Below are 14685 nucleotides of genomic sequence, written 5' to 3'. Positions count from 1 at the left end.
GAGGCGGTCGCATTGCCCGGACGTCAGGTGGCCGTCAGGTCGCCAGTACCACCTTGCAGATGGCCTCCACATGCCGCTCGTCGGTGCCGCAGCAGCCACCAAAGACATTGAGGTTGGGCAACAACCGGCGCACATCGCCGTAAAGTCTGGCCAGGTTCTCCGGATCGCCCTCGTCCAACTCCGTGGCCTCATCCAGCTCCGCGTGGCTCTTGGCCGAGGCGTTGGCACGCAGGCCGCGAATCCGGGAACGCCAGGCCCCGCCAACCTCCAGGGCCGCCATGAAATGGGTCGGGTGGGCGCAGTTGATCATGTAGTACACCGGTGCCGTATCCGTGGCGGCGTCGACTTCCTCAATGGCTTCGCCCAGTGGCTTGCCGCTGGGCAGCCTGCCATCCGTTTCCACCGTGAATGACAGGACCACGGGCATGCCAACGGCTTTCGCCGCGCGGGCAATGCCGATGGCTTCGCTGGTGTAGGTCATGGTGATGGCCGTCACCAGATCGGCGCCGGCATCACGGAAGTTGGTGACCTGTGGCAGGTGGTAGGCTTTGGCCGTGCGGTCGGTCATGAACGTATCGGGGTTATAGCCATCGCCCCGGGGGCCGACGCAGCCACTGATCACGATCGGGGTATGCCGGGTCTCGGATGTCTGGCGGATCTCGTAGAGCAGCGCAATAGCCTCGCTGTTGGCTTCGGCCAGTTGCTCGTCCGAATAGCCGAGCTTGTCGCCCCAGTCGGAACTGGCCCGCCAGGTGGCGCTCTCCAGAACGCAGCCTACGCCATAGTCGGCCGCCAGGGTGGCGTAGGTCTGGAAGTATCGCCGCAGGGCTTCTTTTCCACGTGGTGACTTCAGCAGGGTAAACGCCGCAAAAAAGGGCAGCTCCCACCCGTCGTGGAACATCAGCGTGGTTTCGATGCCGCCATCGGTCAGGAAGATATCTCCGGACAGCTGAGGCAGGGCATTCAGGTATTTGGCCATGGTCACCTCCGTATCCGTGGGCGGGACGTCGATCCTGTCGCCCGTCCTTGGAGGTCTGCCTGCCATCCAGTGGCTCTTGGCAGTATCGATGACGGGCGTTCAGGAGGGGAAGTAACTTGGCGGTGTAAAACCGTACGCCCTTATAAAAATCGGGTAAGCGGATTAAATGGTTGATCTTACCTTTGCATGAGAGTGAGACAGACCGGCATCTCATCGGATTATCTGGTTGATGCTTCACCTACTGCTGGTGCATGTTTCCTTCGCTAATTCCAGCAAGAACCCCACACGCCTCAACTTCCCGGTCATCGTTGCAACTCGCTCTCAGTGAAACGAGTTGTTTCTCAAGCGCTTGCAGAGCGGTTATCTGCGACCGCACATGAGAGATGTGATCATCGAGCAAGGCGTTGACGGCGGTACAAGGCTGATGAGGGTCGTCCTGATAGCTCTGTAGTTCGTGAATCTCAGCCAGTGACAGGCCCAGGATTCTGCAACGACGGATGAAGGCCAGCCCCTCACCATGCTTCTCGGTATAGACACGGTAACCGTTGTCCTGCCGATCAGGCGGCGGCAACAAGCCCTGCTGTTCATAGAAGCGGATCGTCTGTGTTTCGACCCCTACCAACTGCGCCAACTGACCAATGCGCATCAGCCTCCTCCCCAACGGATTCTTTACTCTATTGACCTTATAGTAGCTTTATAGTTTCAAATGGTACCACAACATTGTTCAAGTGGAGTCGTATCATGAGCAAATCCTGTGGTGGCGCCTGTGGCGGTGATGCAACGTCCGCAGCGGATACCGATATACAGGCCTCCTCCGAGGCGCCAGGGAGATGGGTCAGTGTTTATGCCGTGCCGAAGATGGACTGTCCATCAGAAGAACGAATGATTCGCCTAGCCCTGAACGGCTTTGAGGAGATTCGGGCGCTGTCCTTCGACTTGTCGAACCGCCGGCTGAAGGTCGTGCATGACGGCGAGGTCGAGCCCGTCACCTCGAAACTGAAGACCTTGGGGCTAGGCGCCTCGCTTCAGGAAACCGTCGCTGCAAATCCGGAGACCATCAAGGCCGCCGAGTTTTCGGCAGCTTCTGCTAAGCAAGAATCCGGGACCCTGCGCTGGTTGCTCGGCATCAATGCACTTCTGTTCGTGGTGGAAATGACTGCCGGTCTGATCGCCCAGTCCACCGGCCTGATTGGAGAATCCCTGGACAATTTTGCCGATGCGGCGGTGTACGGGCTTGCCCTTTATGCGGTTGGACATAGCGTGAAAATGCAAGTACGTGCCGCGCATCTTGCTGGTGTACTGCAACTGATCTTGGCTGTGGGCGTGCTCGTAGAGGTGGTGAGACGCTTTGTATTCGGTAGTGAGCCTGAATCGCTGGTGATGATGGCTATCGCATTCGTCGCATTGATTGCCAATACCAGTTGTCTGCTGCTCATATCCAAACATCGGGAAGGCGGGGCGCACATGAAGGCAAGCTGGATATTCTCGGCCAACGACGTGGTGATCAACCTGGGGGTCATCACCGCCGGCGCCCTGGTCGCGTGGACCGGTTCCAATTATCCGGATCTGATTATCGGCACCATCGCGGGGGGCATTGTACTTAACGGTGCCAGACGCATTTTGGCGTTGAAGGGTTAAATAATGCTCATTATTGGCAAAAAGCTCTCGCCGTATGCCCTATTGTCCATATCGGGCCTGCTGGCAGCGTCTGATCAGGCTGTAAAGTGGCTGGTGCAGCAATCAATGGCCTATGGCGAGTATGTTTCGGTGACCCCGTTCTTTAACTGGGTGCACCTATGGAACACCGGTGCCGCATTCAGTCTTTTTGCGAATGGTGGAGGCTGGCAGCGCTACTTTTTTATCGGAATCGCGGTAGTGGTCTCGATTTTTCTGATCAAGCTGATCCTTGAAAATCGTCATAAAGGAGAAGCCATCGCTTACAGTCTTATCCTCGGTGGCGCCATGGGCAACCTGATTGACCGGGTCTTTCGCGGCTATGTTGTGGATTCCTTTGATTTCTATTGGCGAGACTGGCATTGGCCGGCCTTCAACCTGGCTGATATTGCAATTGTCCTCGGTGCCTTACTTTTCGTTTCCAGCAGCTTGTTGGGTAAAAAAGCAAACACCAATGCCGAGCCGGATGGATCTGACTGACACCTACGCCTATACAACACCATGACCGAACTTCCCGACAACATCCTTCACCTGCCGCAATACCAAGTACTGGGCTGCAAATCAACCGACGACGAAATGCACTTCCAGGTGGACGTGCCCGATCCCATCGCCTGCGAGGAATGCGGCGTGCAGGGTGAGTTCGTACGGTTCGGCAAGCGTGACGTTCCCTATCGTGATCTGCCCATCCACGGCAAGCGGGTCACTCTCTGGGTGGTCCGCCGCCGATACACCTGCCGGGCCTGCAAGACAACATTCAGGCCCCAGCTACCGGAGATGGTGGACGGATTCCGTATGACACTGCGGCTGCATGAGTACGTGGAGAAGGAATCCTTCAACCACCCCTACACCTTTGTGGCGGCACAGACCGGCCTGGACGAGAAGACGGTGCGCGACATCTTCAACGCCCGCGCCGAGTTCCTGGGGCGCTGGCACCGCTTCGAGACGCCCCGCATCCTGGGCATTGACGAGCTATACCTGAACAAGCGCTACCGCTGCATTCTGACCAACATTGAGGAGCGAACCCTGCTCGACCTGCTGGCCACCCGCCGCCAGGACGTGGTGACCAACTACCTGATGAAGCTGAAAGACCGGCAGAAGGTCGAGATCGTCAGCATGGACATGTGGAACCCCTACCGGGCAGCGGTCAAGGCTGTGCTGCCCCAGGCCCGTATCGTGGTCGATAAGTTCCATGTGGTGCGCATGGCCAACGATGCCCTAGAGAGAGTGCGCAAGGGCCTCAGAAAGGAGCTGAAACCGTCCCAGAGCCGGACTCTCAAGGGAGACCGGAAAATCCTGCTGAAACGCGCTCACGAAGTCTCAGACCGGGAGCGCCTCATCATGGAGACCTGGACAGGCGCGTTCCCGCAACTGCTGGCCGCCTACGAGCACAAGGAGCGCTTCTACGGCATCTGGGACGCCACCACACGGCTCCAGGCAGAAGCCGCCCTGGACGAGTGGATAGCCACCATCCCGAAGGGCCAAAAGGAAGTCTGGAGCGATCTGGTCAGGGCAGTGGGAAACTGGCGCGAAGAGACCATGACCTACTTCGAGACGGACATGCCCGTCACCAACGCTTACACGGAGTCCATCAACCGACTGGCCAAGGACAAGAACCGTGAAGGGCGCGGTTACTCCTTCGAGGTGATGCGGGCACGAATGCTCTACACCACGAAGCACAAGAAGAAGGCACCGACTGCGAAGGTCTCTCCTTTCTACAAGAAAACCATCGGTTACGGACTGCCGGACTTCGCAGAGCAACTCAACTACGGAGTCGATCTATCAACCATCTGAGGGTGGTATCAGATTGATGGGGTGAAGGTGCCCCATCAACCATTAAATCCGTATACCCTAAAAATCCATTCTTATAGCTCGGATGCGCCTCCACGTTTTGAGGCATACCGAACTTGATCAAAGCAAAACCAGTTGGCCTCTGATCCCGATCCGGGTCGTATAGTGAGACTTGCGTATCAGTGAACTCATCAGGAGGGAACTTATGAGCCAAGACGACGAGATCACAGAGGGACATGGCCCTGCCGGTGGCTGGGGATCGTTGAAAGGCATTGCCAGCGTCTCCGTTGAATCGTCCGCTTCGCCGACCGCGATGGACACGCTGCGGCGCATGAACAAGCCGGGCGGATTCATGTGTAATTCCTGCGCCTGGCCAAAGCCGAAGAACTACAGCGCCTTTGAGTTCTGCGAAAACGGCGCGAAAGCGGTGATGTGGGAGCTGACCCGCGACCGTTGCACGCCGGAGTTCTGGGACGATCAAACCGTCCACGCGTTGCGCAGCTGGACCGATCACGAACTGGAAAAGACCGGCCGGCTCACCCATCCAATGCGCTACAACCCGGAGTCCGATCGCTACGAGGCGGTGGACTGGGACACCGCGTTCCGGGAGATTGCCAGGGAATTGAATGCGCTCGATCCGGAAAGCGCCGTCTTCTACGCCTCTGGCCACGCCGGGCTGGAAGCTTCCTATCTGTATGCCCTGATGGCGCGGCTCTATGGCAACAACAATCTGCCGCAGAGCTCGAACATGTGCCACGAGACCACCTCGGTGGGTCTGAAAAAAGTCATTGGGTCGCCGGTTGGAACGATCGTCTGGGAAGACCTGGAGCAGACGGACGCGTTTTTCTTCTTTGGTCAGAATCCCGGAACCAACAGCCCCCGTTTTCTTCACCCGCTGAAGGACGCGAAAAAGCGGGGGGCCAAAATCGTCACTTTCAATCCCATCATCGAGCAGGGGCTGGTGGCGTTCGTCGATCCGCAGAGCGCCATCGACATGACGACGGGACGCGAGACCAAAATTTCAGACCAGTACCATCAGCTCAGTGCCGGCGGCGACGTGGCGGCGATCATGGGCATGTGTAAACACGTGATCGACGCCGACAAGGTGGCGCAGCGCGAGGGCGGCGCACGCATCCTCGATGTGGAATTCATCGAGCAGCACACCCAGGGGTTCGATCGTTTCCTGGCATCCGTCGAAGCGGCCGAGTGGTCGGACATCGAGTCCCGCAGCGGCTTGTCGAAAGCGGCCCTGAAGGAGGCGGCCGACGCCTACATGGCGGCGGAGCGTGTTATCGGGGTATACGGCATGGGGCTGACTCAGCATACCCACGGTTCCGTCAACATCGGCATGCTGGTGAATCTCCTCATGCTGCGCGGCCACATCGGCCGTCCCGGTGCCGGCGTCTGCCCGGTGCGGGGGCATTCCAACGTCCAGGGTCAACGAACGGTGGGGATCGCCGAAAAGGCCGATCTCGTGCCCATGGACAAGTTGCGGTCGCTGTTCCAGTTCGAGCCGCCGACCAAGGATGGTGTCAACATCGTGGAAATGGTCGAAGGGCTGATCGATGGCTCGGTCAAGGCGAGCGTCTGCCTGGGCGGTAACCTGCTGCGGGCGGTGCCGGATCAGCAGCGGATGGAAGACAGTTGGGCCCGCCAGAACCTCACGGTGATGATTTCCACCAAACTGAACCGCAGCCATCTCTATCCGGGTAAGACCGCCTACATCCTGCCGTGCCTGGGCCGCGCCGAAGTGGATCAGCAGGCCACCGGGCCGCAGGCGATCTCGACTGAAGACAGTTTCTCGATGATCAGCGGCTCCACCGGTCATCGCACGCCGGCGTCGGAACACCTGAAAAGTGAGCTGGCGATCGTGGCGGGCATCGCGAAGGCGCTGCTTCCAGAAAACCCCAATGTGAAATGGGATGACTGGGTGGGCGACTACGCCAGGGTGCGCGATTTGATCGAGCAGACGTATCCGGATGACTTCAGGAATTACAACCAGCGCCTGTTCGAGCCTGGCGGTTTCTATCGCGGCATCGCCGCCCATGAACGCATCTGGGAAACGCCGGAAAAACGGGCCCTGTTTACGACACCGGACAAGCTCACCTCATTGGGATTCGAGCCCCGGCCCGGTCGCTTCAGTCTGCTCACGATGCGCTCGAATGACCAGTTCAACACCACCGTTTACGGCTATTCGGACCGGTTCCATGGCATCGAGGGCACGCGGGATGTCCTGCTGATGAATCCGGAGGACATGAAACAGGCCAGCGTCGAGAAAGGGGATGTCGTCCGACTGGTCACGGATCTGGACGATGGCGTGGACCGGCGGCTGGGCGGTCTGGTGGTCACCCCGTACCGGATACCCGTCGGTACGGTCGCCTCCTATTACCCGGAGTGCAACGTGCTGGTGCCGGTGAGTCACCATGATCAATTATCGAAGACGCCGGGATCGAAGTCGGTGCCGGTGCGCATTGAGCGCGATGGCTAGCCGGATACCGTGATCCCGAGCACGGCGATCCCGCTGGCTTCCGATACGGCCTGCAGTCCGTGATAACTTTCAATGGCCGGGTGCGCTCCGCCTGATGCGTGATTGTGGGTCGCCGTGACGACCACAACGCGGGCACCCGCGGAAAGGCCGGATTCGATGCCAGCCGGCGCGTCCTCGAAAACCAGGCAGTCGTTGGCGTCGACCTCAAGCTGCTCGGCCGCGAGCAGATAGCCGTCCGGCGCCGGCTTGCTGCGCGCCACATCCTCAGCCGTGATCAACACCGCCGGCAACGGCAGGCCCGCCGCCGCGATGCGTCGTTCCGCCAGTGCCCGCGGCGCCGATGTGACGATCGCCCAGCGTTCGTCGGGCAGGCCTTCCAGGAACGCCGCAACGCCCGCAATGGCCTCAACATCCTGCACGTTTTCGATCTCTGCCCGGGTGATGCGTTCGGCCTCAACCACTGGATCCACCCCGGGCAATCCGAGACATCGGATGGTCTCGACCGCCTGGATGCCATGGATCGTCGGCAGGAAGGCTTCCACATCAAGGCCCTGCTCCCGCGCCCAATCGGCCCAGACGCGCTCGGCGGAAGCGATGGAGCTCAGGATCGTGCCGTCCATATCGAAGAGCAGGGCGGCGAAGCGGTTTTCCGGAAGGTTTATGGATGCCATGGGGTATAGGGCCTATGCAGTCGTGGCGGGTGAGCCCGTCATACTACGCGGTGCCGGTTTCAAGATCGATCGTACTGGTTGCGCTCGGGAGCGCACATGCGTGCCGTAGAGACCAGGGCCAGGGCGGCCAGACAGGCCAGCGCGGCGAACGCGCCAACATAGGCGTCGATCCGGGCCGTACCGCCGGATGATGTGAGGACGATCACGACGCCGACAGCGCCCATCGCGCCGCCGAGACGCTGGACGATGTTGACGAGTGTTGCCGCATCGCCCATCTGATCCCGGGTAACCGTTCCATAGGCGGCGGTCATGGCAGGCAGTTGTGCCAGGGCGAGGCCGATGCCTCGTGAGATGAGCAGTACCGTCTGGGTCGTGTTGGACAGCGCTGTCGGGTAAAGGACGAAGGGAATCGTACTGGCCAGCAGAAGGGCCGCTCCTGAAATGGCTGTGGCGCCGGTGCCGAAGCGATCCGTTAATGAGCCGGCAACCGGCAGAACGACGGCACTGCCCAGCCCCATGGCCAGCAGCATCAGACCGGTTTCGCCGGCGCTTCGGCCCGCTGCCAGTTGAAGGTACAGCGGCAACAGGAGCAGTCCGCCATACATACTGGCGCCTGTCAGGCCCGTTGTCATCGTCGCCGCTGAGAAGGGACGGTGGCGCATCAGGCGTATATCGATCAGCGGATAGCGTGTCCGCAACTGTGCGGGAACAAAGCAGACGGTCATCACCACGCCGATGGCAGCCGCTGAAACGGCTATTATGTCGGCGCTGTCAGTTCCGATTCTATTCGCGCCATACAACAGTAAGGGCAGGCCCAGACCAACCAGGACAAGCCCCATCCGGTCCAGGGGGCGACCTTCATCCCTTGCCCCTCGCGGTACCAGATCCCGTGCCGCGATAATGGCCACGATACCGATCGGCACATTGAGCAAAAACAGCCAGCGCCATGACCCCATGTCGAGAAGGAAACCGGCAATGCCGGGCCCAACGGCGGGCCCCAGCGCAATCACCAGACCCAGCGTGCCCATCAGTCGTCCCAGCTGGTTAGCGTGGGCGGTTGATCCGATAACGGCCTGTCCGGCCGGGACCATCAGTCCGGCTGCCAAACCTTGCAGGAGCCTTGCGGCGATGAGCGTCGTCGGCCCTGGAGCCAGGCCACAGAGAGCGGATGAGATGATGAACGTGGCCATAGAAACGGCCCAAACCCGGCCATAGCCGTATCGATGACCCAACCAGCCGGTGGTGGGAAGGGACACCGCCAGAGCGATGAGGTAGCCCGTGGCCACCCATTGGGTAACGGCAAGCGAACTCTCGAAATCACGGCCGATGGATTCCAGCGCAAGATTCGCCACCGTCGAATCCAGCATGGCCATGAAAGCGGCGGTCCCGGTTACCGCCGCGATTTTCCATAGCCGGGGCGGAATATGGGGTGGGTCATCATTCGGTGACAGAGTCATGCCAGTGCAGCTCCATGCTGTGCAATGGTGGGTCTCCCGTTGATCGGAGTGGTTACCCGTCGGTTGCTGTCATGAGAACGCGAGGTTGTGTCTCACGCGGTCATCTTTTCATGATACATTTGTATCATGAAAACTGAAAAAACCACCAGGGAGCTGGCCTTGCCGAAAAAAGTCGACCATGAAGAGCGCCGAAACCGGTTTGCAGAAGGGCTGATACGCCTTGCCGGCCGCGACGGTCTGCACGCCGTCACGATGCGGGGTGTGGCCATCGAGTCCGGGGTGTCGCTCCGGCTGGTGCAGTACTACTTCGATAACAAGGCCAGCCTGATGCAGTCCGCGTTGCGGTTGCTGGAGCGGCAAAGCCATGAACGATGGAATGCCTACCTCAGCGAACGGCCGGGCCCGCCGTCGCTGCGAGGGTTCCTTGAAACGTTTTTCGCTGCGGCGTTGCCAACCGATGAGCGCAGTCGCACGTTCCACCTCGTCTGGACGTCCTTCGCAGTGTTGGCGATGACCCATTCCGATTTGGCGGCCCAGCCGTTTGTTGAGGGGCCCGATCGCCTTGAGCAGCAGCTGGTCACAGCGCTTCAGGATGCCCAGTTAACCGGTGAGCTGGCGCCGCATCTGGAGGCCTCTGTCGAAGCTGCCCATCTACTCGCCATCACCCACGGGCTCGGTACGAGCGTGTTGGTAGGGCAACAAACGGTGGAAGCCGCCATATCGGTGTTTCACAACCACCTGGATCGCTTGCTGGATCTGTAGAGCCATCGGCCGGAATGGACCACAATAGAATTCAGCTAGCTTCCCGTTGTTCATCAAGTTCCCGTAAGGCCAGCGGTCGCCGCAACCCGCCTCTTGCTGCGACTTTCAGACACTGCATTCTTTGGTAAGGACACGAGATGCCCATGAGTCGATTAGCGGGTGAACTGCGCTTCTACCTCAACCGGGTGAGCGAAAAGCTTTGGGTGAAACCGCTGGCCGCCTGTGTGTTGTCCATTGTGGGTGCCTTACTGGCGCAGATGGCGAATGGGACCGGGTTGGGGGACTACGTGCCTGAAGTCTCCGGCGATTCGGTGGAAACCCTGTTGTCGATCATGGCGTCCAGCATGCTCGTGATTGCATCGCTGGCGGTGGGGTCGATGGTGTCCGCCTATGCGTCGGCCAGCAACACCGCCTCGCCCCGGGCATTTCCACTGGTGGTGGCCGATGATATTTCCCAGTTCGCACTGTCCGCGTTTATCGGCACGTTCATCTACAGCCTGGTGGGCCTGATCGCGGTGAAGAACAGCGATTACGATGCCGGCGGGCATTTTGTGATGTTCATCCTGACGATCCTGGTGTTCGGCATCGTGATTTTAACCTTCGTCACCTGGATTGACCGCATCGCCAGGCTGGGGCGCCTCGGCATGATCATGGGCAAGGTCGCGGCCGCCACCGCCGTCGCCCTGGACACCCGCAAACGGGCCCCTCACCTGGGCGGCGTGCCACCCCAAGGTGAAGTTGCGGGACGGGCCGTCTACACGAGCCGGGTGGGTTATCTTCAGCACATCGACATCCGGGGATTGCAGGAACAGGCTGAAGCCGTCGACGGTTGCATCACCGTGGCGGCGTTGCCGGGCACCTGCATCGCCCCTGACATCCCCCTGGCCTATTTGCATGGCGGCGCGAACAATGGCGAGGGCTGGAATCCCGATGAGGTTGTCCAACAGTTCCAGATTGGCAGGGCCCGAACGTTCGACGAAGATCCCCGCTATGGATTCGTGGTGTTGTCGCAGATTGCCTGCCGCGCGTTATCGCCCGCGATCAACGATCCGGGGACGGCTATCGACGTCATCGTGGAGAGCCAGGCCCTGTTGAGCCGGTGGCAGGAGCCCTTATCGGAGGACAGTGCGCCTGATACGGCATGCACCCTGGTCATGGTGCCGGCGCTGGACGTCCGGGATCTGTTTGACGATGCCTTTACCGGCATCAGTCGGGACGGTGCCGGGTTGATTGAAGTGGGCACCCGTTTGCAGAAAGCCCTCCGCTCACTGCGGGCGTGTGGAGATTCCGAAACGCAGGCCGCCGCAGCCCACCACGCCCGACGGGCGATCGGGCTGAGCCAAGAAGCCTCCCTCACGGATGAAGACCGGGCACGCCTGCGAGCTATCTTTGAGCAGGGGACCTGATCCCGTTTGGCGGTCACCCGAAAACCCGCAGAAAACGATCAGACCGGACACGCCACCCTGGCGGCCAGCCACGGTTTCAGTTTCTCCATCGGCAGGGGATGGCAGAGCCAGTATCCCTGCAACTTGTCGCAGCCCATGCTCTTGAGCAAACGGGCGGTCTCCTGGTCTTCCACGCCCTCGGCCACGACGCTGTAACCCAGGCCGTGGGCCATGTTGATGGCGGTTTCCACGATGACTTTGGAACCATCGCTGGTATCCACGTCCAGGATCAGCGAGCGGTCCAGCTTGATCTCCGAAGCCGGGAGTTGCTTGAGGTACGACAGTGACGAATAGCCACTGCCGAAATCGTCGATCGATACCCGTATGCCGATATCCGCCAGGGTCTTCAGCGCCTGCAGCCCGGTGGCCGGATCTTCCATCGCGGCGGTTTCGGTGAGCTCGATGGTCAGCCGGTCAGGGCGGATCCGGTGCCGCGTCAACTGGTCTTCGATCAGCGCATTGAGCTCGCCGGAGACCAGATCCCGGGCGGAGATGTTGATCGAGACCTCCAGATCGGGGTAATCACCCAGCAGCGCCGTCAGATCCTGGATGCCGCGCCCGATCGCCCAGCGGGTAAGCTGGTTGATCACGCCGGTTTCCTCGGCCAGGGGAATGAAGTCGCTGGGAAAGACCCAGCCCCGCTCCGGATGGTGCCAGCGAATCAACGCCTCAATCCCCGTGACCTCGCCGCTCTGAAGGCAGATTTTGGGCTGATAGAACAACACCGTCTGCTCCCGGTGAAGGGCTTCGCGGAGATCGGACATCAACGTCAGCCGGCTCTCGCTGTAGATGTCGAAGTCCTGGGAGTACAGCCCGGTTTCGTGGGAACCGACGGGTGTAATCTCAATACCCACGTGGGCGTTGCGGATCAGCAGGGCGGCGTTATCGCCGTGCTCGGGGTAGCTGGCAGCGCCGAACTTCGGGTGTAGCTCGATGGCCAGGTTGTCCAGGGCGATCGGCTCCGAAAGCAGCCGCAAGGCCTGGTCCAGCCCCTCGAAGCTATCATCCACCCGCTGCGAATTGATCAGTAGCCCGAAGCTGTCGCCGGACAGTTGGTACACCCGCTCATCCCGTCCCTGGTGATCCTGGGTACCCTCCACGATGGGCAGTTCCGAGGCCAGTTCGGTCATCTGTTCCGCAATGCGTTTGAGCAGACGCTCGCTGCGGCTCAGGCCCAGCGTGCGGTTGATTTCGTCGAGGCGGGTGATCCTCGCGACGCCTACCAAGTACTGCCCCTCCGGATCCATGCGCAGCTGCTGGTTGACCATCCACTCGAAGCGGTTGCGGTTGGGCAGACCGGTCACCGGATCGTGCGTCATCGCCTCGGTGAGTTTGTTGTGGGCTTCGTGACGGGCCTTCTCCTTACGCAGGTTGTCCGCCTGGGCCTCGATTTTATCCTCCCGTTCGCGATACAGGCGGTCGGCCAGAGCCAGGGTCAGGATAAACGCTTCCAGGCCCGAGCCGATCTGCATCGCGTATTCGGTGATGAACGTGGCGGGAAAGAACCCCAGGGCGCGACCGGCGGTCGCAAGAACGCCAACGGTGAGCGGCGTCCAGGCCAGCGTGAAAAAGGCGCCGGCCCGCACGCCGGCCGCCCAGGTGATCGGGCCTGCCACGAACAACAGCGAGAAGAACACCAGCGCCGACATGGACGAGAGCATCACGGCGTGGTTGTAACTCAGCGTCAGGGCGGCGACGAAATTGAACGCTTCGAACAGGATCATCCCCCGAATGGCGATATCCAGCCGCGGGCTGTGGGTATTGATCTTCAGGAACTCCCGGCAGAACAGAACCGAGAAAAACGCCAGAATCGGCATCGACACCAGCAGCGCCCGCGCGTGCAGGGCCGGGAACTGCGGATAGATATGCTGGAAGCTGTAGCCCTTGATGGACGTAAAGAACAGCAAATAGCCGCTAATGGCCAGGGCGTAAAACAGGTACAGCTTTTCCCGCAGCGTCAGGAAGACCGCCAGGTTGATCAGGATGATGACGGCCAGGCTGCCGTAGTAGAAGAAGTGCAGCTTCTGCTCGTTTGCGGCGGCCTCGAAGAATTTATTCTCCCGCCAGACCCGTAATGGCAGGACCAGCGAGCCTTCCGTCTGGGCGCGCACGTAAATCGTCTTGACCTGTCCGGGTTCCAGCTCGAAACGCATCAGCATGCTGGGGTGATCCACTTCCCGCGGATAGAAGGGGCGGGTGTCGCCGGTCTTGAAGGTGTGCGTTTCCCGGTCGTCGTCGAACTCATGGAAAATCACGTCGTCCAGCTGCGAGTAGCTGATTTCCGCGATCAGGTTAACCCGTTCCGGCGTCTGGTTCCGGACCGCAAACCGCAGCCAGTAGGCCGATTCAGTGATCCCAAAGGTGGCGCTGTCCGTCGGATTGGTTTGCCACTGGTCGTCCGGCAGTGCCCGTACCTGATCCATCGTGGCCTGGCCGTCCGGATCTTCCCAGTACTGGAAGTGGGCCTCGATCGGTGAAGAGGGCAACACGGTAACAGGCTTCTGGTCCGCGTGGGCCAGTTGCCAGTGGCACAGCCACAACAGGGCAAAGGCAAAACGCAGCGGTTTGAAGAGGATCACGAACAGCTAACCCCGCAGTAGGCCGTTGAGCGTTATGGTCTTGTTTTCGGTAAGGGTGCTTCCATCATCATATCGGCGCTGGTGCGGCAGACCTTAGACTTTTGTTGTCGATAATTGTGAAATGTGACGTGGCCCTGCTTGGCAGCGGCTGAGGCATGGCCACCTCCGTATCGCCGATTTCTTGAATCCTCCTTTTCGGGCCATTACCGCGCGAGCGGACCCGATGACTGATGACGACCCGATATGGGGTTTGCTCATAGGACGTCAGCCGGAAGCTATCTTCTTCAGCCGCTGTTCCGCCCGTTTGGACGCTCTCATCTTTTCGGGCCGCTTCATGGATTTCCAGTGACGGATTTCCTCCGTCGTGCGGCCGCAGCCGGTGCAAAGCCCGCCCTTGAGCTGGCACAGCGACTGGCAGGGGGAATCGATTTTCGCCGCCATTCAGTGCCTCGCTGACCTGGTTTTCAAGCGTTGCTGCCAGTTGCCGGCATGGGTCCGCAGGCACGCCTCTTCGCTGTCCAGGTCCACGTGTTGAGCTACATCGTCCACCTCAACACCGGCGTCGGCCAATGCTCCGGCCGTAAGATCCTGTATTCGCCGTCGGTCGCCGCTCTTCAGTGCCTGGGCAAGGTTGGCATCGGTATCGAACACCCAGGTCACCATCAGGCTTCCGGGAAATCGCTGGTAATCGACCTCGTGAGTCAGCCAGGTGAAGCCGGGAATTATGGGCTTGGCGTCCTCACAGGATCGGGTCAGCGCCTTGATCAACCGGCGCTCCAACCGGTCGCGTTCTCTCTTGACCATCATGCTATCTCCTGACGCGGTGTACTCGATCCGAACAT

Annotated in this window: 13 protein-coding genes; 6 read left to right on the top strand and 7 right to left on the bottom strand. The window is 60.3% G+C overall.

Going from position 1 to position 14685, the window contains the following annotated elements; genetic code table 11:
- Positions 1-34: 34 nt before the first annotated feature.
- Together EB809_RS06305 and cadR are read right to left on the bottom strand one after the other, a co-directional pair.
- Positions 35-979, bottom strand: a complete 945-nt coding sequence (locus EB809_RS06305; protein WP_123633972.1) for a homocysteine S-methyltransferase family protein — start codon at positions 977-979, stop codon at positions 35-37.
- Between the two features lie 238 nt (positions 980-1217).
- Positions 1218-1625, bottom strand: coding sequence for a Cd(II)/Pb(II)-responsive transcriptional regulator (gene cadR, locus EB809_RS06300; protein ID WP_004364961.1), 408 nt, complete (start codon positions 1623-1625; stop codon positions 1218-1220).
- Between the two features lie 95 nt (positions 1626-1720).
- On the opposite strand from cadR, the gene EB809_RS06295 reads away from it, so the two are divergent.
- From EB809_RS06295 to EB809_RS06275, 4 genes are all read left to right on the top strand, one after another.
- Positions 1721-2617 carry a cation transporter gene (locus EB809_RS06295; RefSeq protein ID WP_004574643.1) on the top strand — a complete coding sequence of 299 codons (897 nt, stop codon included), beginning with the start codon at positions 1721-1723 and terminating at the stop codon, positions 2615-2617.
- Between the two features lie 3 nt (positions 2618-2620).
- Positions 2621-3133, top strand: coding sequence for a signal peptidase II (gene lspA, locus EB809_RS06290; RefSeq protein WP_004863699.1), 513 nt, complete (start codon positions 2621-2623; stop codon positions 3131-3133).
- A 21-nt stretch (positions 3134-3154) separates the two neighbouring features.
- Positions 3155-4444, top strand: a complete 1290-nt coding sequence (locus EB809_RS06285; protein WP_123633971.1) for an ISL3-like element ISPpu12 family transposase — start codon at positions 3155-3157, stop codon at positions 4442-4444.
- Between the two features lie 202 nt (positions 4445-4646).
- Entirely contained in the window at positions 4647-6929 is a 2283-nt protein-coding gene (locus EB809_RS06275) for an FdhF/YdeP family oxidoreductase (protein WP_123633970.1), read from the top strand.
- Here the strand turns inward: EB809_RS06275 and EB809_RS06270 are convergent.
- Together EB809_RS06270 and EB809_RS06265 are read right to left on the bottom strand one after the other, a co-directional pair.
- Positions 6926-7600, bottom strand: coding sequence for an HAD-IA family hydrolase (locus tag EB809_RS06270; RefSeq protein WP_123633969.1), 675 nt, complete (start codon positions 7598-7600; stop codon positions 6926-6928). The genes EB809_RS06275 and EB809_RS06270 overlap by 4 nt on opposite strands.
- 59 nt (positions 7601-7659) lie before the next feature.
- Entirely contained in the window at positions 7660-9057 is a 1398-nt protein-coding gene (locus EB809_RS06265; protein ID WP_123633968.1) for a DHA2 family efflux MFS transporter permease subunit, read from the bottom strand.
- 126 nt (positions 9058-9183) lie between these two features.
- Between EB809_RS06265 and EB809_RS06260 the strand changes: the two genes are divergently transcribed.
- On the top strand, positions 9184-9819 hold the full coding sequence (locus EB809_RS06260; protein ID WP_223807842.1) for a TetR/AcrR family transcriptional regulator: 636 nt from the start codon (positions 9184-9186) through the stop codon (positions 9817-9819).
- A gap of 143 nt (positions 9820-9962) precedes the next feature.
- Complete coding sequence (locus tag EB809_RS06255; protein ID WP_223807841.1) at positions 9963-11225, top strand: DUF2254 domain-containing protein; 1263 nt, start codon at positions 9963-9965, stop codon at positions 11223-11225.
- Between the two features lie 38 nt (positions 11226-11263).
- Here EB809_RS06255 and EB809_RS06250 read toward each other — a convergent pair whose 3' ends face one another.
- The 3 genes from EB809_RS06250 to EB809_RS06240 all read right to left on the bottom strand — a co-directional run bounded on the left by EB809_RS06250 (position 11264) and on the right by EB809_RS06240 (position 14650).
- Positions 11264-13843, bottom strand: a complete 2580-nt coding sequence (locus EB809_RS06250; protein ID WP_123633966.1) for an EAL domain-containing protein — start codon at positions 13841-13843, stop codon at positions 11264-11266.
- A 264-nt stretch (positions 13844-14107) separates the two neighbouring features.
- The gene (locus EB809_RS06245; RefSeq protein WP_123633965.1) at positions 14108-14284 is read right to left on the bottom strand and encodes a DUF1289 domain-containing protein; all 177 of its coding nucleotides are present in this window, start codon (positions 14282-14284) and stop codon (positions 14108-14110) included.
- Positions 14285-14650 carry a hypothetical protein gene (locus EB809_RS06240; RefSeq protein ID WP_123633964.1) on the bottom strand — a complete coding sequence of 122 codons (366 nt, stop codon included), beginning with the start codon at positions 14648-14650 and terminating at the stop codon, positions 14285-14287.
- Positions 14651-14685 lie beyond the last annotated feature (35 nt).

This window comes from Marinobacter sp. R17, from assembly GCF_003789045.1.
Taxonomy (GTDB): Bacteria; Pseudomonadota; Gammaproteobacteria; order Pseudomonadales; family Oleiphilaceae; genus Marinobacter_A; species Marinobacter_A mangrovi.
This window is presented reverse-complemented; position numbering and strand designations above follow the sequence as displayed.

Coding starts and splice junctions, on each gene's coding strand:
- EB809_RS06260 (WP_223807842.1), top strand. CDS start 9,184: ATGAAAACTGAAAAAACCACCAGGGAGCTGGCCTTGCCGAAAAAAGTC.
- EB809_RS06255 (WP_223807841.1), top strand. CDS start 9,963: ATGAGTCGATTAGCGGGTGAACTGCGCTTCTACCTCAACCGGGTGAGC.
- EB809_RS06265 (WP_123633968.1), bottom strand. CDS start 9,057: ATGACTCTGTCACCGAATGATGACCCACCCCATATTCCGCCCCGGCTA.
- EB809_RS06275 (WP_123633970.1), top strand. CDS start 4,647: ATGAGCCAAGACGACGAGATCACAGAGGGACATGGCCCTGCCGGTGGC.
- EB809_RS06285 (WP_123633971.1), top strand. CDS start 3,155: ATGACCGAACTTCCCGACAACATCCTTCACCTGCCGCAATACCAAGTA.
- EB809_RS06295 (WP_004574643.1), top strand. CDS start 1,721: ATGAGCAAATCCTGTGGTGGCGCCTGTGGCGGTGATGCAACGTCCGCA.
- EB809_RS06245 (WP_123633965.1), bottom strand. CDS start 14,284: ATGGCGGCGAAAATCGATTCCCCCTGCCAGTCGCTGTGCCAGCTCAAG.
- EB809_RS06270 (WP_123633969.1), bottom strand. CDS start 7,600: ATGGCATCCATAAACCTTCCGGAAAACCGCTTCGCCGCCCTGCTCTTC.
- EB809_RS06305 (WP_123633972.1), bottom strand. CDS start 979: ATGGCCAAATACCTGAATGCCCTGCCTCAGCTGTCCGGAGATATCTTC.
- lspA (WP_004863699.1), top strand. CDS start 2,621: ATGCTCATTATTGGCAAAAAGCTCTCGCCGTATGCCCTATTGTCCATA.
- EB809_RS06240 (WP_123633964.1), bottom strand. CDS start 14,650: ATGATGGTCAAGAGAGAACGCGACCGGTTGGAGCGCCGGTTGATCAAG.
- cadR (WP_004364961.1), bottom strand. CDS start 1,625: ATGCGCATTGGTCAGTTGGCGCAGTTGGTAGGGGTCGAAACACAGACG.